Source organism: Pedobacter alluvionis, assembly GCF_003664035.1.
GTDB classification, from domain to species: domain Bacteria; phylum Bacteroidota; class Bacteroidia; order Sphingobacteriales; family Sphingobacteriaceae; genus Pedobacter; species Pedobacter alluvionis.
In genome coordinates this window covers 165,308-185,332 of sequence record NZ_RCCK01000013.1, presented here as the reverse complement: position 1 = coordinate 185,332, position 20,025 = coordinate 165,308, and the positions used below count along the sequence as shown (strand labels likewise).

The 20,025-nt window shown below is 37.0% G+C and carries 11 protein-coding genes; 4 read left to right on the top strand and 7 right to left on the bottom strand.

Features of this window, described 5'->3' with window-relative positions; genetic code table 11:
* Positions 1 to 111: 111 nt before the first annotated feature.
* Both BCL90_RS17605 and nadA read right to left on the bottom strand, forming a co-directional pair.
* Entirely contained in the window at positions 112 to 1,350 is a 1,239-nt protein-coding gene (locus tag BCL90_RS17605; protein ID WP_121285343.1) for a dicarboxylate/amino acid:cation symporter, read from the bottom strand.
* 108 nt (positions 1,351 to 1,458) lie between these two features.
* The gene (gene nadA / locus BCL90_RS17600) at positions 1,459 to 2,499 is read right to left on the bottom strand and encodes a quinolinate synthase NadA (protein ID WP_394341713.1); all 1,041 of its coding nucleotides are present in this window, start codon (positions 2,497 to 2,499) and stop codon (positions 1,459 to 1,461) included.
* A 407-nt stretch (positions 2,500 to 2,906) separates the two neighbouring features.
* On the opposite strand from nadA, the gene nadB reads away from it, so the two are divergent.
* Together nadB and BCL90_RS17590 are read left to right on the top strand one after the other, a co-directional pair.
* On the top strand, positions 2,907 to 4,493 hold the full coding sequence (gene nadB, locus BCL90_RS17595) for an L-aspartate oxidase (RefSeq protein WP_121286180.1): 1,587 nt from the start codon (positions 2,907 to 2,909) through the stop codon (positions 4,491 to 4,493).
* A 71-nt stretch (positions 4,494 to 4,564) separates the two neighbouring features.
* Complete coding sequence (locus tag BCL90_RS17590) at positions 4,565 to 5,077, top strand: gamma carbonic anhydrase family protein (RefSeq protein ID WP_121285342.1); 513 nt, start codon at positions 4,565 to 4,567, stop codon at positions 5,075 to 5,077.
* 94 nt (positions 5,078 to 5,171) lie between these two features.
* Here the strand turns inward: BCL90_RS17590 and BCL90_RS17585 are convergent, their stop codons facing one another.
* The 5 genes from BCL90_RS17585 to BCL90_RS17565 form a co-directional block, all read right to left on the bottom strand.
* Positions 5,172 to 6,815 carry an Ig-like domain-containing protein gene (locus BCL90_RS17585; RefSeq protein WP_121285340.1) on the bottom strand — a complete coding sequence of 548 codons (1,644 nt, stop codon included), beginning with the start codon at positions 6,813 to 6,815 and terminating at the stop codon, positions 5,172 to 5,174.
* 121 nt (positions 6,816 to 6,936) lie between these two features.
* Positions 6,937 to 8,799, bottom strand: coding sequence for a tRNA uridine-5-carboxymethylaminomethyl(34) synthesis enzyme MnmG (gene mnmG / locus BCL90_RS17580; protein WP_121285338.1), 1,863 nt, complete (start codon positions 8,797 to 8,799; stop codon positions 6,937 to 6,939).
* Positions 8,800 to 9,039: 240 nt separating this feature from the next.
* A complete protein-coding gene (locus tag BCL90_RS17575) occupies positions 9,040 to 10,902 on the bottom strand; it encodes an ABC-F family ATP-binding cassette domain-containing protein (protein ID WP_121285336.1) in 1,863 nt (620 codons plus the stop codon).
* Between the two features lie 750 nt (positions 10,903 to 11,652).
* On the bottom strand, positions 11,653 to 12,090 hold the full coding sequence (ybeY, locus tag BCL90_RS17570) for an rRNA maturation RNase YbeY (protein WP_121285334.1): 438 nt from the start codon (positions 12,088 to 12,090) through the stop codon (positions 11,653 to 11,655).
* 211 nt (positions 12,091 to 12,301) lie between these two features.
* Positions 12,302 to 15,619 carry a DUF4175 family protein gene (locus BCL90_RS17565; protein ID WP_121285332.1) on the bottom strand — a complete coding sequence of 1,106 codons (3,318 nt, stop codon included), beginning with the start codon at positions 15,617 to 15,619 and terminating at the stop codon, positions 12,302 to 12,304.
* 394 nt (positions 15,620 to 16,013) lie between these two features.
* Between BCL90_RS17565 and BCL90_RS17560 the strand changes: the two genes are divergently transcribed.
* Both BCL90_RS17560 and BCL90_RS17555 read left to right on the top strand, forming a co-directional pair.
* Positions 16,014 to 17,519 (top strand): glycerophosphodiester phosphodiesterase family protein, encoded by a 1,506-nt coding sequence (locus BCL90_RS17560; protein ID WP_121285330.1) that lies wholly within the window; start codon positions 16,014 to 16,016, stop codon positions 17,517 to 17,519.
* Positions 17,520 to 17,574: 55 nt separating this feature from the next.
* Entirely contained in the window at positions 17,575 to 19,947 is a 2,373-nt protein-coding gene (locus BCL90_RS17555) for a phosphocholine-specific phospholipase C (RefSeq protein WP_121285328.1), read from the top strand.
* Positions 19,948 to 20,025: the final 78 nt, after the last annotated feature.

Sequence of the window (20,025 nt, the reverse complement as noted above, 5' to 3'; positions counted from 1 at the left end):
AGAGGCGAAGCCCCATATTTTTATTTTTTAAAATCAATTGTCATTCTGAGCATAGCGAAGAATCTTTATCTGCGCCAGCTGGTGTTTCATAGCTAGCAGATCCTTCCTGCGTCAGGATGACAAATCCTTATTTTCCATCCAATTTTTACCTTCCGTAAACCTGGCAATTAACATTGCTGCAACATTATCGCCGGTAGCATTCAACAAAGTAGCCATCGGATCAACCAAAGTTCCTATAATCATAGCTGGTGGCAAAGCTTCCGGTGGCAATTGGTAGGCCGAAATCATCAATAATTCTCCAATATAGCCGCCATTTGGTATTCCACCTTCTACTATACTCACCAAAACCGTAATACCTAAGGCTAAAATAATGGTATCCACATGTACTAAATCTTTACCGAAAATGGCAAAAACCACCGCAATTTTTATAATGGAACTAATGCTCGACCCATCTTTATGCAAAGTTGATCCCAAAGGAATCGTCACATTGGTGATGTAAGCAGGCACTCCCATTTTTGTTGTCCCTTCTAAATTAGCCGGAATAGTGGCAATACTGCTACAGGTACCGATAGAAGTTAAAGAAGGTACAATATTATTTTTCCAAAACACTTTTATAGCTTTAAATCCACCTGCAACAAAAGCGTATAAAGTAAAAAAAACGATAAAATAGAATGCCCCAACACCATAATACAAACTTAAAGCTTTTGCGTATGTTCCAAAAAGCTGTGGACCAAATACACCAACCTGATAGGCAAAATAGGAACCTAGACCTATCGGCCCGAGTTTCATGATTAAAATAATGAGTTTTTTCATCACTTCATTACCAGAAACAAGGAATTTTTTAAAGCCTTCACCTTCCTTATCCGCGTATAAAGTAGAAAATCCCACCAAAACTGAAAAAATAATCAGTGCCAGCATATTTTTCCTGCTTCCGATCTCGAAAAATTCACTTACGGTTAAAAGTTGCGTCATTTGCTCGCCAAATGACTGTATTTTTTCAGGTTCTGTCGGCATTGTTGCACTTCCCAATTGTTGATGGATCGGAAAAAGCCATGTAGCTGCCAATGTTAAAATTGCAGAAATCAGTATTGTTGCCAGGAAAACCAAAACCATTACGGTTAATAATCTCCCCAGTTTTTTAGTCCTGTCTATATTTGCAATGGCAGATGAAACCGCAAAAAATACCAAAGGAATAACAGCAGTGAACAACAGGTTCAAAAATATATCTCCTAATGGCTTTATACTTTCAACCCTTTTCCCAAAAATTAAACCTACTATGCTTCCAACAGTTATTCCTGCCAAAAGCCATAATAAGCCTGAGTAATTTTTAAGAATGTTGTTTTTTTCCATATACTTATTTCCGTCATTGCGAGGCACGAAGCAATCTTACAACTATCGCTACCAGCGAACGCATTAAGATTGCTTCGTCGTTCCTCCTCGCAATGACGATTTATCTTGTTACAACCCCAATTCAGCCGAAATATCCAGCATCCTTTGAATCGGTTTACGGGCAAGTTCAATAATATGCTCAGGTACAGTTACTTCTGGCAAACCATTTTTAATACATAAATATAGTTTTTCTAAAGTATTTCTTTTCATGTACGGACAATCGTTGCAGGCACAGCTGTTATTCGGCGGCGCCGGAATAAATGTTTTTGTTGGATTTGCCTTCTCCATCTGGTGGATAATTCCACTTTCAGTAGCTACAATAAATTCGGTAGCGGGATTGGTAATCGTATATTTTAAAAGTCCGGTTGTTGAACCAATATAATCAGCCATTTTCAAAACCACTTCTTCACATTCCGGGTGCGCAATAAATTTAGCATTCGGATGGCGTTCTTTCAGTTTTGTAATTTTTTCCTGTGAGAAAATTTCATGTACCATGCAGGCACCATTCCACAACACCAAATCGCGTCCGGTTTTCTTTGCTACATAAGCGCCTAAATTTCGGTCAGGACCGAATATTATTTTTTGGTCTTTAGGTAAACTTTCTACAATTTGAACAGCATTCGTACTGGTACAAACAATATCACTTAAAGCTTTTAATTCGGCCGTGCAGTTTACATAAGTGATGACCAGGTGATCCGGATATTTTTCCTTAAACTTTCTAAATAAATGCGGCGGACAACTATCTGCTAATGAGCAACCTGCCTTTACATCAGGTAATAAAACCGTTTTATTAGGCGATAAAATCTTCGCCGTTTCGGCCATAAAATGCACACCAGCAAAAACAATTACATCTGCATCTGTTTTTGCAGCCTCCTGAGATAAGCCTAAACTATCGCCAATATAGTCCGCAATATCCTGTATGTCAGGTTCTTGGTAATAATGTGCAAGGATGATGGCATTCTTTTCCTTTTTTAATTTCTCAATCTCTGCAAAAAGATCAAGTGTAGGATCAATTTCTTCTTCTGCGAAACCTTTTTTGTTGATTTCTTCTAAGACATCTATGTTCATTTTAAAATTTTCCTTTTTTGAATTTTGACGTTGGTCAAAGATAAAGCTTTCCACGTCTCAATAATTAATAAGTTATTTTAAATAAATAAATCTTGTTTGTTTATTAGTGTGTTAATAATGTTGGCAAGTTGATAAAATTCTTTCTTTTATATAAGTTGTTAATCGTTTACTAACATTTAGATTACATTTTTATAATATCATAAGTTTGATTTTCAGGGTTATCGAAAATCGGTTCAATTTTTATCAATACCGGAATGTTAATTGTTTATAAGTGGTGAAAAAGTTAATTACTTGTATAAAGCTGCTTAAAAATTGCGCAAAAGATTGTGGCAAATTGTGTTTTTAGAGTAGCTTTAAACATTCAAATTTATTTGTTAGGATAATTTAGACACAGAGTTAACATTTATTAACTAGTTGTTAACATCGTGGATAATTAAATGTTTTTATTAATGAGAAAAGTAGATTTTCTGGTAATTGGTTCAGGTATAGCGGGTTTGAGTTTTGCACTTAAAGCTGCAAAGTTCGGTAAGGTTTTAATTGTTACGAAGTCGAATGAAGACGAATCGAATACAAAATACGCTCAGGGTGGGGTTGCAGTAGTGGTGGATAAAGGTGATTCTTTTGAAAAACATATCGAAGATACACTGATTGCGGGTGACGGATTATGCGATGAAAAAATTGTGGAAATCGTTGTAAAAGAGGGGCCTCAGCGTATTCAGGAGATTATTGACTACGGTATTAATTTCGATAAAGACAATGCTGGTTTTTACGATTTAGCTAAAGAAGGTGGTCACTCCGAACACCGTGTTTTGCACTATAAAGATATCACCGGATATGAGATTGAGCGGGTATTGCTAAGTGAAATACATGAGAATAACAACATAGAGATATTAACACATTACTTTGCGCTGGAGTTAATTACCCAGCATCACCTGGGTGAGTTTGTGGATAAACGTACCGAAGATATTAACTGTTATGGTATATATGCCTTTAACACAGAGCTTAACGATGTGGAAAAGATTGTGGCAAATGTGACTGTGATGGCTTCGGGTGGTGCCGGACATGTGTATTCGGCCACAACAAATCCGGTTATTGCAACAGGAGATGGTATGGCAATGGTTTACCGGGCAAAAGGAAAAGTTAGGAATATGGAGTTTATTCAGTTCCATCCAACTGCTTTGTATCATCCTGGAGAGTATCCATCGTTCCTAATATCAGAAGCGGTGAGGGGTTTTGGTGGCGTTTTAAGACGTAAGAATGGCGAGGAATTTATGCATGAGTATGATGAGCGTAAATCTTTAGCACCACGCGATATTGTTGCACGTGCGGTAGACAATGAAATGAAGAAATCAGGCGATGATTTTGTTTATCTGGATATTACGATGCGTAAGAAGGAAGATATTCTGAAACACTTTCCTAATATATATGCTAAATGTTTATCTATAGGGATTGACATGACAAAAGATTATATACCGGTTACTCCTGCATCTCATTATATGTGTGGTGGTATCCTGGTTGATGAATATGGTCGCTCTTCAATTAAAAATTTGTATGCCTGTGGAGAGTGTTCTTCAACTGGTTTGCATGGTGCTAACCGATTGGCTTCCAATTCTTTACTTGAAGCTACCGTTTTTGCACACCGCATTTATCAGGATGCTATAGAGAACTTTAAAAATAATGTGATTCCTGATCATATTCCGGAATGGGACTCTAAAGGGGTTACCCAAAGTAATGAAGATGTATTGGTAACACATAACCTCAGGGAGCTGCAAAAAGTTATGGGAGATTATGTTGGTATTGTACGTTCTGATTTCCGTTTAGAAAGGGCACATCGCCGTTTGTTTTTAATTTACCAGGAAACGGAAGAATTTTATAAAAAGAATAAGGTTTCGGTTAAACTTTGCGAATTAAGAAATGTAATTCAAACTGCTTATCTGGTGATTAAATCTGCCATGCAAAGAAAAGAGAGTAGGGGACTACATTATACTACTGATTACCCTGAACATGCTAAGGAATTGGTAGATACTATTTTTTAGTACACCTGTAAATCCCCTTAAGGGGACTTTAATACGTCGTCCATTTTTCATCAACCATCTTACATTATATTATGCCTTTAATACTACCCGTAAAAGATAAATATCCCGAAATTGGAAATGACAATTTCATTGCAGAGAATGCTACCATAGTTGGTGATGTAATAATAGGTGATAAATGTTCAGTATGGTTTAATGCTGTGATTAGAGGCGATGTAAATGCGATTACGATAGGAAATGAATCTAATATACAAGATGGTGCAGTAATCCATGCCACCTACTTAAAAGCGTCTACACACATCGGTAATAGAGTGTCTGTCGGTCATAATGCAATCGTACATGGTTGTACTGTTCAGGATAATGTGTTGATCGGCATGGGCGCTATTGTAATGGACCATGCAATGATAGAAGAGTATTGTATTATTGCTGCTGGATCTGTAGTACTGGAAAATACCATATGCGAAACAGGCTATTTATATGCTGGTACGCCTGCAAAAAAAATAAAGCCCATTACTGATGAGCAAAGGGCTTTGTTGAATAAACTTCCTGATAACTATGTTATGTATTCGGGCTGGTTTACCAAGTAATAAACGTCATTTAGAGCGGAGTGCAACGTAGTCGAGAAATCTGTATGGGTAGATATTTCCATTTCGCTGCGCTTCAGTCGAGATGACGGTTTTTTTACTTAATTGGAGGTGCTGGTATCACCAACGGATCTTCCCGTTCCCAATTGGGTTTTAAATCCATTAATGCTTTTAAGTACCAAACTTTTTCGGGTTGGTAACCGCCTTTAACACTTCCTGTATCCCAGATTCCGTTTTTATTGTGATCGTAAATTACCCTGAGCATATACTTACCTGCAGGATATTTAGAAAAAGTAACTTTAGTATTTTTACTGACCGGAAAAGATTTTATAATATCTTTTTTTTCATTTAGAAATTGAATTACATAGCTTTTCGACGTATCCGGAACAGTTACATTTAATACCAGGGTAGTGTAGGCGTCTGAACTCTCCAGCGTAAATTTTTTGGATAAATCTTTATTTTTTGCATTAAATATAGCCGTAAACGCACCTGCGCCTAGTTTTAAGTCGTAAGTTCTTTTAGTTTTCCAGGGATATTTCAGGTAATATTTCTGTTGATCTACACTATCTTTTACCAATTCGAAATTGGTTCTTTTTACAGAATCCTCTAAAAGGGTAATCTTGGATGGATCAGCAGCTGTCATCGGAAATGGAAAAGTAAGCGTTAATTGCTGAAACGGATTTAATTTACTTCCCAACAGGTTATCTGCTATGGTTACATCGCGTGTATAAGTATCTTTTTTACCCCTGGTAAAATTTAACGTCTGCAAAATCTTGCCTTGATCCTGAATAGCAACCTTTACTGAATCAAAACTCATGTCTTTTAACCATATTTTTGCCGTATCATTATTTTTTGTGAAGTGTACGTATTTGCCCACGTCAACCGCAGGAGGATCGGTAACCGTAATTTTAGGGCTTTTAAGCTGCTGATTAAAGATAATCGATATGCTACCGTCATTATTTAGTTTCCGGTCTAATACACGGAATTCTGGTGCCAATTCTTTAAAGATCTGCAGATCTATGTTCTCAATGTTTTTATCAATTATAACCGGCTCTTTTATAAATCCAACTTCATCTGAAATCTGCTGGTATATTTTATCACCACCACCACTGCTTTCTTTAATGGCATACACTTTATATGTGCCCTTTCTTAGGTTGTTCAGTTTATAAATTCCGGCACTATCTGTAGTGGTGTAAATAGAAGGACGTCTTTTTCCGAAAATGGTATCGCGTTCGATGGGTAGTATAAATACGGTAGCTTCTTTTTCGGGTTCATCAGTTAGCGAATTGATTACCTTACCACTTAATGATAACGAATCAATTTCTGGGCCGGTTGAAAAAACGTAAGACAGATTTTTAACAACATTTCCTTCGTTAACATCGGCGACAGATTTTCCAAAGTTTAAGGTGTAGGTCGTATTTTTTTCCAACGAATCCTTAAGGTTAATTTCTAATCTTTTTTGTCGCTTTTTTAATTCCGGAAGTTTTTCCTGATCAGGAGAAATAGAAAATTCTTTAAACTCATCTTTAAGATTAAAATATTCATCAAACTCGATCACAATTTTTTTAGCATTAAAATTCCTCGTCTGATTTTTTGGAGTCATGCTTAAAACTTTTGGTGGCTTTGTATCTTTCGGGCCACCTTGTGGTGTTTGGATACTTGCACAACCAAAAAATAGGAGCAAGGTTGTTACAACCGCTAAATTTTTAAGGTTAAAATATTGAGCTTTTAAATTTGGCATATTTTAAACGTTCTGACGAATTTTTATACTTTTTGGAACCGTAACATTAAAAAATATTTTTTTAAGCTTATAGCGCTTTATTTTAAGTCTGTTTTAATTTATTTAAAACATTGATAATCAATTACTTATTAATATAAACCATTAAAACTGATATATCTGAAGGTGAAACGCCAGAAATTCGCGAAGCCTGACCCAAAGTACGTGGTTTGATCTTAAATAATTTTTCTCTGGCCTCTTTTGAAATGGAAACAATTTTATTATAGTCGAAATCTGGTTTAATTTCTTTGTCTTCCATCTTCAGCATCTTCGCTACAATTTCATTTTCTTTTTCAAAATAGCTTTCATACTTAATTTTGATTTCGGCTTGTTCAATAGTCTCATTGTCTAAATCTTTTGTCGCTTCTGCAAGCGCTTTGCTTACCTTGATCAGATCGGGCAAACCAACATGAGGTCTACCAACCAGGCTGTGTATTTTAACATTTTGATTTAAAACACTTGATCCTAAACTTTCAAGCATTGGATTGGCATCGCTCATTTCTATACCCTGGTTTTTGGTAAACTTGACCAAAGCATCAGCATTTGCAATTTTCTGGTTTACCTTTTCTAAACGCTCGTCAGAAATTAAACCCAGTTCATGTCCGATAGGAGACAGGCGTATATCGGCATTATCTTGCCTCAATAATAAGCGGTGTTCTGCTCTTGAGGTAAACATGCGATAAGGTTCTTCTGTTCCTTTCGTTACCAGGTCATCAATTAAAACACCGATATAACTGTCAGATCTTTTCATGATCAGTTCATGTTTATCAGTGATTTTTTGATGTGCATTTATACCAGCCATGAAACCTTGGCAAGCCGCCTCTTCATAACCAGTAGTTCCATTTATTTGTCCGGCTAAAAATAAATTGCTGATCAATTTTGTTTCTAATGTTAAAGACAATTGGGTAGGTGGGAAGAAATCGTATTCAATGGCATAACCGGGTCTGAACATTTTTGCCTGCTCAAAACCTGGTATTAATCTTAGTGCTTTAAATTGTACATCTTCCGGAAGTGATGTTGAAAATCCATTTACATAAATTTCACAGGTATTCCATCCTTCAGGTTCAACGAAAATCTGATGTCTGTCGCGCTCAGCAAAACGATTAATTTTATCTTCAATAGATGGACAATATCTCGGACCTAAACCTTTAATTCTTCCAGTGAACATTGGTGATTTTTCGAAACCTTCTTTTAAAGTTTCATGAACATCTCCATTGGTATAAGTGATCCAGCAACAACGTTGATCTGTTGAAACTTCGGTATCCGTGTAGGAGAATTTACCTGGATTTTCATCACCCCATTGTTCTTCCATTTTAGTGTAATCCAAACTTCTTCCATCTACGCGTGGGGGAGTACCAGTTTTCATTCTGCCTGCTTCCATACCTAGTTCTACCAGTTGTTCGGTAATACCGGTTGATGCTCTTTCAGCTGTTCTACCTCCCCCAAATTTCTTTTCTCCGATGTGCATTACACCATTCAAAAATGTTCCATTGGTAAGTACTACTGCTTTACTTTCTATCTCGATACCTAAAGAAGTCTTAACACCATATACTGTATTTTCTCTTACCAACAAACCAACAACACTGTCTTGCCATATATCAAGATTAGGTGTTCGCTCCAATGCTAAACGCCATTCTTCTGCAAAGCGCATTCTGTCAATTTGTGCTCTAGGACTCCACATAGCAGGACCCTTAGATTTGTTTAGCATTCTAAATTGAATGGTCGATTTATCAGAGATGACACCTGAGTAACCACCCATTGCATCCACCTCGCGAACAATCTGTCCTTTAGCTACACCACCCATAGCAGGGTTACAACTCATTTGGGCAATGGTGCCCATATTCATTGTAATTAATAAAACAGATGATCCTAAATTGGCAGCAGCAGCAGCAGCTTCGCAGCCTGCGTGACCAGCACCAACGACAATCAAATCGTATTTTGCAAACATTTTTAATATATTTCTTTAATTGTTCCACGTGGAACAATTGGTTTTAACTTTTATAAGATGCTGAAATAGGATCAGTATCATGCATAGGGCTTCTTTTACTTTTAATAATTTTTAATCATTGTCAGTCTGAACTTAATTAAAGACCTACCAGTATTATTTTGCACTCAAATAAACTTACAATTTTTATTAACGTTCCACGTGAAACATAACGTGGAAATTAAGTTTGAATTGCTTTATTATTTATTCTGAAAGTTCGAGCCAACGCATGGTGTACTCGTCAAGTTTACCTTGAAGGGTTTTAATTTCGCTGGAAACTTCCTGGATTTTTACATAGTCGGTCGCATCGATTTTAACTAAACTTTCATTAAGTAATGCTATTTTTTTTTCTGTTTCTGCTATGCCTTTTTCGCTCTCTTCTAATTCTTTTTGCTCCTTGAAACTTAGTTTTTTTGCAGCTTTAACGGGTGCTTGTTCCGCTGCAGGGGCGGGTGCTTTTTTAGTTTCTGTTTTTGCTTTTGGCTGTTCTAAACTTAAACGGTACTCTGAATAATTACCATTATAAATTTTAACAACACCTTCGCCCTCCATGATAAATAGTTGATCACTCATTTTGTCGAGCAAGTACCTGTCGTGTGAAACCAGCATTAATATGCCTGGAAAGTTTTCTAAAAATTCTTCAAGAACGTTCAGGGTGTCTATGTCAAGATCGTTCGTTGGTTCATCCAGAATTAAAAAGTTCGGATTTTGCATGAGCACTTTCATCAGGTTCAAACGTTTCTTTTCACCACCACTTAATTTCTCAACCATACCATGTTGTTTCTTCGGCGGGAAGAGAAATAGAGTTAATAGGGCAGAGGCCGTAATTACTGAACCGTCAGCCATCTTAATGTATTCGGCGTCCGATTTTACAATATCAATTACCCTTTCCTTTGGATCGAAAGTTAAACCACCTTGTTTGTAATAACCAAAAACAGTTGTATCCCCAGTATCAACTTTACCAGCATCTGGCTTTAATTGACTCGTAATGATATTTAGCAAAGTGGATTTACCAGTACCATTTTTTCCTGCTAAACCAATTCTATCTCCTTTTTTGAAAGTATAACTGAAATCATTTATAATTGGACGTCCATCAAAAGATTTTGCAATGTGTTCGACCTCTATGATCTTCCCGCCTTGACGAGACATCTTCATTTGGAGGTTAATACTCTGATTATCAGACTTTTTCTTTGATTTTTCCTCTAAATCATAAAAAGCATTGATTCTGGCGTTAGATTTGGTTCCACGTGCCTGTGGCATGCGCCTCATCCATTCCAATTCTTTCTTTAATAGCTGTTGGTTCTTATGTAAAACCGTCGCGTCTAAAGCTTCTCTTTCGCTTTTCTTTTCTAAGAAGTAAGCGTAATTTCCGTTATAGTTATAAATCTTACCTCTATCTAACTCAACAATGGTATTGCAAACATTATCCAAAAAGTACCTGTCGTGCGTAACGAGTAAAATCGTTTTTTGCCCGGTAGTTAATAATTTCTCCAGCCATTCAATGGTATCAATATCCAAGTGGTTAGTTGGCTCATCAAGCACAAGAATTTCCGGATCTTCAATTAAAAGTTTAGCCAGAGCTAAACGTTTCTTTTGTCCACCAGATAGGGTAGATATTTTCTGTTGAAGATGAGTAATGCCCATCCTGTTTAAAATGGTTTTAATCTCGTGCTCATATTCCCAGGCATTATGTTCACTTAACTCTTCATATAAACGGTTAAGCGTTTTTTCGTCTGGATTAGGATTTTCGATTAATTCTTCATATTCCTTAATCAACTGTTGTTGTTTATTCTCTAAAGAAAATATATGGTCACTGATGGAGAAACCTTCAGTAAACTGTGGCTCCTGATCAAGGAAACCAATTTTAACAGCTTTGTTTTTTACAATTTTACCTTCGAGCGGAGGGAACCTTTCTGCCAGCAATTTCAAAAGTGTACTCTTGCCTGCGCCATTAATTCCAACCAACGCCACGCGCTGACCAGAGTTAATACCTAAGGTTAAATTTTTAAATAGCCATTCGTCATGATAACCATGCCCTAAGCCTTCTGCCGCAATTAGTGTGCTCAATTTTTTTGTATTTCGGATTTATAAAGGAAAATTAGTGCAAATGTAAGGATAAATTAGTTGCAACGGCATATTCTAAATTTAAAGGACTGCTAATACCAGTTAAAAATGGCATAATATTGATGCATTAATTTAGCTATTCAGTAGTTCATTGTTACGAGTGAATAGTTTCTATAAAAGAAAACAGCGGCTGGAATCGCTCCGCCGCTGTCTCAATCATTAACTAAAACTAAACTTTATCTTGATAAATGTCCAGGATATAAATCCCAGCATAACGTAATTGTTGTTTTTGAATATAAGACTTTGGTTAACGGAAAATGTTGCAGGGAATTCAGGTGTATTATACCAGTACAGATTAATTGTCGACGAACGCCCTTAACTGTTAGACGAACGCCATTAAAATATAACGGGGAATAGGTATTATTTACTTGGACTAGCAAATTGTAGCGATTCTATGTCATTCTGAATGCAATGAAGAATCTGCAGACGACGGAATGCAAACTCAAATAAGAAGCTAGAGAATGAAATTGGTGCGATAATTAAAAGATTTGCTTCGCAGAGCCTCAGGGTTCTTCACTGCGCTACCATTGACAGGACACCAATAGAAAAGTCGTCATCTCGACTTCGTTGCACTCCGCTCGAAATGAAGGTAAATAGAGGGATTTTTACGCGTAGATTAATACCGTCATTTATATTGATTTTTATAAAATAAATTATCCCTCAGAATGACATCATGGGAAAGAAAAGGGTAGGCTAAACTAATCCAACTACCGCTCTATAACCAAGATATTCATCTTCTTTTTCGGTCATCAGGGTTTTGGCAGCTTTTCCTTTGTCTTTGTAACCCAGTAAATGCAGGGTTCCATGGATCATAATGCGGCAAACTTCATCAAATTCCACTGTTTTGAAGGTTTTGGCATTTTCTTTAACACGTTCAATACTGATGAAAATATCGCTTACAATCTGTTTTTCCTCTTCAGAATTATCGAAAGTAATAATATCGGTATAGGTATCGTGGTTTAAATATTGTTGGTTGATGGCTAAAAGATATTCATCGCTACAAAAAATGAAATTTAGTTCCTGCAATTTAAAGCCTTCTTTTTCAATTGTAGCTTTAATCCACTTCTTTACTTTCAGTTTCTGAGGAAGATTATAGCTAACTGATTCAGTAAAAAATGATATTGCAGGCATTGTTTTTTGGTTTTATGACTGCAAATTTAAGAAATATTCTAGTAGTTGTCGTTATCTCAACCACGCATCGTCCGTTACCAATACAGATTTAATAAAAAGGTCCGTCATTGCGAGGCACGAAGCAATCTTAATGCACACGCCATTAGCGATAGTTGTAAGATTGCTTCGTCGGCTGAAAAGCCTTCTCGCAATGACGATTTACCACATCATATTACCGTTCCATATTCAACGACTTCAAATATTCAGCGATCTTGTTTTTATAGTAGTAATTTAAACTTGGTGGTAGTTTTTGCAGTATATCATTACCATTTTGTTGCTGTTTTTTAAACTGATCGACCATTTTTTGATAGGATGGAGGGAACTCCTTAGCGGCTTTACTTTCTCTTTTTGAATCTTCTTCCTGATCACGTTCAGCTTTTTCTGCTTCTAGTAATTTGGTTAATAAGTCTTTTTGCCTGTTTAAGGTTTCTTGCTGCAAACGTTTGTTAACCAGATCGCTTTCCGTCTGTTTCATTTCTTTAATCGCTTCGTTTAGGTTGCCCATTTTACCTGTGCCATCTTTGTTCTCTTCACGGTTGATCTTTTCGAGTGCCTGGCGGATCATCTGCTGTTGCTGCGCCATTTTACCAAACTCCTGGCTCATTTGTCCTTTACCAACTGTACCTTGATTGCCACCTTGTTTTTGCATCTGTTCCCTGGCTTTTTGCATGCTCTTATTCAGTTGTTCCTGCATTTGAGAAAGCTGCTTCATTCCTTGTTTTTGTTTCTTTCCGCTGCCGCCTTTACCGTTTTTCTGCATATTTTGCAGTTGACTTAATGCTTCGCTCAACATCAAAGTTAGATTATTGATAGAAGTCATGGTAAATTGCTGGAAACGATTAGCCTCAGATGTTCTTCTATCACCCAAATTTTCCAAACTTTTATCCAGGTTGAAGTTAATCTTATTCATCTCCTCGTTAACTGTTGATTCTATCTGCGGAACACGTTTGCTTAGGCTGTATAAGCTATCAGCGATAGTTTTAAGGTTATCTTTAATGCTACGCTGTTTCTGAACGTTGCTGGTATAGGAAGGATCTGCCGTGGTCATTTTCTTTAGAGCAAGCATTACTTTTTCCTGATCAAAAGATGTGGTTAATAAGTTTTCCAATAGGCGTCGTAACTCTTTAGCGTTCAGGTTATTTTCCATTTCTTCACCCTGCTGCTGCATATCACTCATTTTTTTGGATAGTTTTTCCATCTGCTCACCAGCTTTTTGCTGTTTCTGGCTTGCATTTTTAGAATCTTTTTTATCTAGAGCATCCTTACTATCCTGCTGATCTTTTTGTATATCATGAACATCTTTTTCAGGGTTTTCGAAGGGGTTTGGTCTTTCTAATGACTGATTTTTTTCTTCCAGTTTTTTAAGATCGTCTTTCAGGTCTTTCATCTCTTTGTTCAGCGCATCCTGTTTTTGCTTTAACGATTCATTGTCCTGTTTTTTATCTTTTGTTTGTTCTGCAAGCTCTTTTTGTTCTTTGGCAAGTTCATTTAGTCGATCGATGTCCGTTTGGAGATTTTGTTCAAATTCCAACTGTTTATAAAGTTCTAAAATCCTGTCAAGTTCATTTTTTAGGGTTTTATTGTCCAATTGCATTTTAGAAAGCTCCTGCTGTGTTTGGTCTTTATTTTTCTCATTCATCAGGTTCTGCAGCTTTTGCAAAAGTTCTTTGGTTTTTTCATCCAGTACATTATCAAAGAGGTCTTTGATCTGTTTTTGTTTTTCTAAAAGTTCTTCTGTTTGTTTTTGGTCTTCCTGCTGCTGAATGTTTTTGTCATTCTGTTCTTTAATTTCCTTAACCGTTTGATCAAGTTGTTTTTGTTTATCCAGAAGAGCCTCAATCTGCTTTTTATCTTCAAAAGAGATCTGTTTTTTATCAATCAGGCTTTCAGCTACTTTTTTACTCTCTTTTTCTATGGTATTGGCCAAACGTATGGCTGACTGCACTTTCTTTTTTAGGGCCTGGTTGCTGGCATTTACCTGTTCTGCAGTTTCTTTTTTGGTAGGCTGTTTAAAGGTTTTAATTTCTGACCGGGTTACCTTTGTGCCATTTACGCCATCATTGTCGGCTACTTCAAAGTAATACTCAATCTCCTGGCCGGGTTTGGCGGTGGCAGTTTTTAAATCCCAGAAATAGAAGAAAGTATTTTCTGTTGCATTGCTTTTAATCGCAATATTTTTGGTAACTGTGCTTACAATCCGGTTATTTTCTTTGATATTGTATTTAAACGTCAAACGGCTAAAACCATAATCATCAGTCACTTGTCCGCTGAAATACAAAGCTTTATTGCTGACCGAATCGGGTTTTTCCATTACAGAAATGCCTGGAGATTGATCTTTAATTACGGTAATCTGATGTGCTAAGGAATCTCTTAGTGTAACATATTCATTTTTAGGGGTAATGCTGTATTTCGAATTGTTCCTGATGGTGGTATGGAAGGAAGAAGTATTATCTTCAACTTTGAGCAGATTTTCGGTGCCATTTAAAATAAATAAAAGCGAATTACTCTGATCAGTTTTAAAATTCCAGGTAACTTTAGTGCCTTCGGGTAGAAGCATATCGCCAACATTGGCAATCAACTCCTGTTTTTTGCCCAGGTAAGCAGGATAATTTAAAGTTGCAGTTGCATTTAGTAGTTCAGGGCGCGGTTTAACCGAAACGGTAAATGCAGCTGAGCTAAAGCCACCTCCTTTAAAAATCAATTTTTTATCGCTCTGTATATTTTTGATGTTGTAATTAAACTTACTGATGTTCTTTTTTTCGAGTTTATAGGTGTTTTTTCCGTCTTCAACGTAAATTTCGGCAGGAAGTTCATCACCAGTCAATTTGACATTTAGTGTTAAATCATCACCTTGGGTAACGGTTAAATTCTTATTCAAAACCGTGAAACTGAAAGGTGCTTTAGGTGCAATGTATTCATCGTACTTAAAAAAACTGTTTGTACCCTCGCGTAAAATGGTAGGTGCGATAATGGCAATTGACAGAATAATAGAAAGGGGAACAAAAAGATACTTTAAATACTTCCGGTTATCGTTAATGCTAACAGCGCTGTAAAACGGAACAGGTTTAAGCTCAAGGATCTTTTGATCGATACTCGCTAGAATGAGGTGGTTATTTTCAGGATGATTTTCAGATAAATAATGAAGTTGCAGGGTATTGAGTAATTTATCCTTAATATCGGAAAAGTGATTTCCGATGATAACCGATGCTTCATCAAAAGTGAGGTGCTTGCCTAGTTTTAACATGGCAAGCAAAGGTTTTATGATTAAGAAACCAACTAACAATACGCTAATCAGTAAATAAGCAAAAAATACAAAGGTTTTAAATCCAGCTGTTGGGTTGAGGTAATAAAGGCTTAAAAAAACAACAAGGTACAGCCCTAAAAGTATGGCAGTGGCATAAATACTGCCACGCAAAATCTTATTTAAATAAAATTTGCGGATAAACTCATCTATCTTCCGTAATAAATCGCTGTAGTTATTGCTCACCATGTCACCGTAAATGTAAAAATTGTTCTAATCAATTGAAAGAAACCATAGTAAGGTAACGCGTTTATTTCAAATAGTTTATCTGTTTTCCGATGATGAAGATGTTATTTTTTATTCTTTGGAAAACAGCGGGAAGTGTTTCATAGCTGTTTTAAGTCCCGCTTTTTGCTGCAACAAAAGCAGAAAAAGCTTTTGGTTTCCGCTTCAATCGGGTTTATTTAACAAAGTATGAAGCCAATGGCCAGATGCACACACTGTGTTTATCTATGTGCATCTGTGGTTGAAAATATTAATTTTAAATTTTATCTTGTTTTTATTAATACAAAGGTTACATAGATTTTAAACTAGTGTTCTGATAAAAATCTACTTTTGATTTTTTGTATAATCATACCAAAACATGAAACGAGTACTTATTTCTGCACTGATGTTTTTTTTTTTTACTGCTTCTTTTGCTCAAAAATTTAACTGGAATAAAAACCAGGTAATTGCACACCGTGGTGCCTGGAAGAAAAATAATTTTCCTCAAAATTCCATCGCTTCTTTAAACGAAGCCGTAAAACTGGGTTGTTATGGCTCAGAATTCGATGTATGGATGACGGCGGACGGTGTTTTGGTCATAAACCACGATCCGGAATTTCAGGGTTTAACGATTGAAAAAGTTAGTTATAATGAACTATTGGCCAAAACCATGAGCAATGGCGAAAAAATCCCAACGCTTGAAGCTTATTTGCTTGAAGGCAAAAAGCAGAAAAGCACAAAACTAATCTTAGAGATCAAACCATCGCTTGTTAGTAAAGAGCGCGGTACCGATGTCACCAATAAATCCGTAGAAATGGTGCAGAAGTTAAAAGTTACCGATTGGGTTGAATACATCAGTTTTGATTACGATTACTGCAAGCGTGTTTTAGCATTATTACCAAGAGCAAAAGTGGCTTATTTGAGGGGAGAAATTAGTGCTGAGCAGATGAAAGCCGATAAGTTAACAGGTGTTGATTATCATTATAGCGTTTACCAAAAGGATAACTGGATCGAAAATGCACAAAAACTGGGTTTAACCGTAAACGCCTGGACGGTAAATGCAGTACCCGAGATGCAGTGGCTTTTAGCACACAAAGTTGATTATATTACCACTAACGAACCTGAACTGCTTTTTGAAGAAATAAAAAAAACACCTGTTGCAGAGGGATGGAAGCTAAAATGGGCAGATGAATTTGACGATGCGGGGTTGCCTTTGGCAAAAAACTGGAGTTACGATGTAGGTGGAAAGGGTTGGGGCAATAACGAACTTCAATATTATACTGATGCCGATAGCACGAATGCAATTGTAAAAAAAGGCAGTTTGAATATTACTGCCGTAAAAGCAGAAAAAGAAAGTAATCATTATACCTCAGCCAGATTGGTAACGAAAAATAAATTTGATTTTAAATACGGAAGGGTAGAAGTTCGTGCCATATTGCCTAAAGGCAGGGGCTTGTGGCCTGCAATATGGGCTTTACCAACCGATTCGAAATATGGAAGCTGGCCAAAAAATGGCGAAATTGATATTATGGAACATGTAGGTTATGATCCGGACACTATTCATGGAACGGTGCACACCGGAAAATTTAACCATGTAATTAAAACGCAGCTTGGCAAGGCTTTAAAAATTAATAATCCTTATACTGAGTACCATGTTTATGCTATGGAATGGTTTGCAGATCGGATTGATTTCTTTGTTGACGATCAAAAATACTTCACTTTTAACAATACCAAAAAAGGATCTGGCGACTGGCCGTTCGATCAAAACTTCCACTTAATCTTAAATGTAGCTGTTGGTGGTGGCTGGGGCGGAAAAGAAGGAATAGACGATGCTGTTTTCCCGGCAACAATGAAGGTTGATTATGTGAGGGTGTTTCAGAAGTAATTAGCGCTATAAATTAACTGTCAACTGAAAATTACTAAGCTATATTGTGTAATTTATGGACTCACGTAGAGAATTTCTAAAAAAAGCGGCCTTATTTGCAGGAGCCACCGGGATTGCCAATACCTTGCCCGGTTCGGTACTAAAGGCTATGGCCATTAATCCAGAGCCTGGCAGTACATTTTACGACGCGGAGCACATTGTTTTTCTGATGCAGGAAAACAGGTCATTTGATCACATGTTTGGTAAAATGAAAGGTGTACGTGGATTTAATGACCCACATGCGCATATCCAACCCGATGGGAACAAAGTTTGGCTGCAAAAAGATGGACAGGGCTATACTTATGCACCCTTTCATGTCGACATTAACAAAACAAAAATTACCTGGCAGGGCGGTTTGCCTCACTCATGGAACGATCAGGTGGCAGCCCGGAACGGCGGGCGTTACGATAAATGGCTGCCTGTTAAAAGCCCAATGACGCTGGCTTACTATGACCGGAATGATATTCCTTTTTATTATGCCATGGCCGATGCCTTTACGATCTGTGATCAGCATTTTTGCTCATCGTTAACCGGAACCACACCAAACAGACTATTCTTTTTTACGGGGACAGTTCGTGGAGAAAAAAGTGCAAACCAGATTGCGGTAGTTAATAACGATCAGGCTGAATCGCAAAATAATGTATTTGTAGACTGGCCAACTTTTCAGGAAACATTAGAAGATAATGGTATTGACTGGCGCATTTACCAAAACGAGCTTTGGACCTCCAAACTTCCGGAAGGTGAAATAGACGATTGGTTGGGAAATTACGGCGATAATCCTGTTGAATATGTCAGCAGGCACAACGTGAAATTATCAGCTTATTTCAGAAAAAACGGCGATAACACGGTTAAACCGGCATTATCTGCTAAAGAAGTTCAGGAGAAATATGATAAATTATCTCAAAAAGAAAAAAATCTGATCGATAAAGCTTTTACCACCAATATATCTCAAAACGATTACTTAGAACTTGAACCTTTCACGTTTAAAAACGATCAAGGCCAATCAGAAACTATAAATGTTCCGAAAGGAGATATTTTTCACCAGTTCAGAAAGGACGTGGATAGTGGAAAGTTACCAACGGTTTCGTGGTTAGTTGCACCTCAACGTTTTTCTGATCATACCAGTTCGCCTTTGTATGGAACATGGTATGTAAGTGAGGCTTTGGATATTTTAACTAAAAACCCTGAGGTTTGGAAAAAAACAATTTTTGTTTTAACCTATGATGAAAATGACGGTTATTTCGATCACCAGCCACCTTTTGTAGTTCCAAATCCTGATGATCCAGGCAGTGGGAAGGTGTCTTCCGGAATTAATTATGCAACAGATTTCGAGTCTAAAAAGGGAAGTCCGATTGGTTTGGGTTACCGTGTACCCTTGGTCATTGCCTCACCATGGAGCAAAGGTGGTTTCGTCAACTCGCAGGTTTTCGATCATACCTCATCATTAATGTTTATGGAAAAATGGCTGGCTAAAAAAACAGGCAAAACCATTAAAAGTAATAATATCAGTGATTGGAGAAGGAATGTCTGTGGCGATTTAACCTCAGTGTTTAGGCCGTATCATGGAGAAGAGATCAAATCTCCTGAACCATTAAAGCGTGATGAGGTGGTAACCAGTATCGGGAATGCTAAAAATAAACCTGCTCAGGTAGGCCCTACTGCACTCAATAAAATCGAAATTGAAAAAATAAATAAATTTGAAGCCTTTTCTGCTGAAACATCTAATCATGCTCCAAAACAGGAGAATGGAACGAAGCACGCATGCGCCTTGCCTTATCATTTAACAGTTGATGCAAATTTGATTAATAATGAGATCGCACTTACTTTTCAATCGGTAAAAACCTTGTTTGGAAGCGAAATAGAGACTGTTGGTGCACCTTTCAACATGAATACCATTGCTAAATTTGATGGTGTTGTAGGCAAAACATGGGCATACGCTGTAAAAGCAGGCGATGTATTGCAAGATCGCATCAACCTGAATGATTTTGATAGTGAAATTTATGATCTTACTGTAAGTGGTCCAAATGGTTTTTATAGACACTTTGCAGGCAGTAAAAAGAATCCTTCCATTTTTGTAAAAACATACCCGGAGCAAGGAGGTTTGGTAAGCAAAAAACTTTCAGGTAACCTGGTTTTTGCTATTGAGAACAAAGGCACTGGCTTGGTAACACTTCAAATTGTAGATAATAAATACAAATCGGGAAGTAAAACAGTAACCATCAAGGCTAAATCAAGTACAAAGATCTTGTTTAATCTGGCTAAAAACGCCAATTGGTACGATTTCAGTATTGTGCAGCCTGGTAATGTTACATTTAAGCACCGTTATGCTGGTAAAATAGAAACCGGAGAAATTACAAAAACCGACCCGTATATGGGCAATGCATTATAATCCGCCAAAAAGGGGATGGCTTTTGAAAGAACTATGTTTATTTGTATGATATGCAGAGTAAACCGTCGATATATCAGA

What these genes read in the sequence shown, in the direction of transcription:
- BCL90_RS17605 (WP_121285343.1), bottom strand. Translation starts at nt 1,350, where the DNA reads ATGGAAAAAAACAACATTCTTAAAAATTACTCAGGCTTATTATGGCTT.
- nadB (WP_121286180.1), top strand. Translation starts at nt 2,907, where the DNA reads ATGAGAAAAGTAGATTTTCTGGTAATTGGTTCAGGTATAGCGGGTTTG.
- BCL90_RS17590 (WP_121285342.1), top strand. Translation starts at nt 4,565, where the DNA reads ATGCCTTTAATACTACCCGTAAAAGATAAATATCCCGAAATTGGAAAT.
- BCL90_RS17585 (WP_121285340.1), bottom strand. Translation starts at nt 6,815, where the DNA reads ATGCCAAATTTAAAAGCTCAATATTTTAACCTTAAAAATTTAGCGGTT.
- mnmG (WP_121285338.1), bottom strand. Translation starts at nt 8,799, where the DNA reads ATGTTTGCAAAATACGATTTGATTGTCGTTGGTGCTGGTCACGCAGGC.
- ybeY (WP_121285334.1), bottom strand. Translation starts at nt 12,090, where the DNA reads ATGCCTGCAATATCATTTTTTACTGAATCAGTTAGCTATAATCTTCCT.
- BCL90_RS17565 (WP_121285332.1), bottom strand. Translation starts at nt 15,619, where the DNA reads ATGGTGAGCAATAACTACAGCGATTTATTACGGAAGATAGATGAGTTT.
- BCL90_RS17560 (WP_121285330.1), top strand. Translation starts at nt 16,014, where the DNA reads ATGAAACGAGTACTTATTTCTGCACTGATGTTTTTTTTTTTTACTGCT.
- BCL90_RS17555 (WP_121285328.1), top strand. Translation starts at nt 17,575, where the DNA reads ATGGACTCACGTAGAGAATTTCTAAAAAAAGCGGCCTTATTTGCAGGA.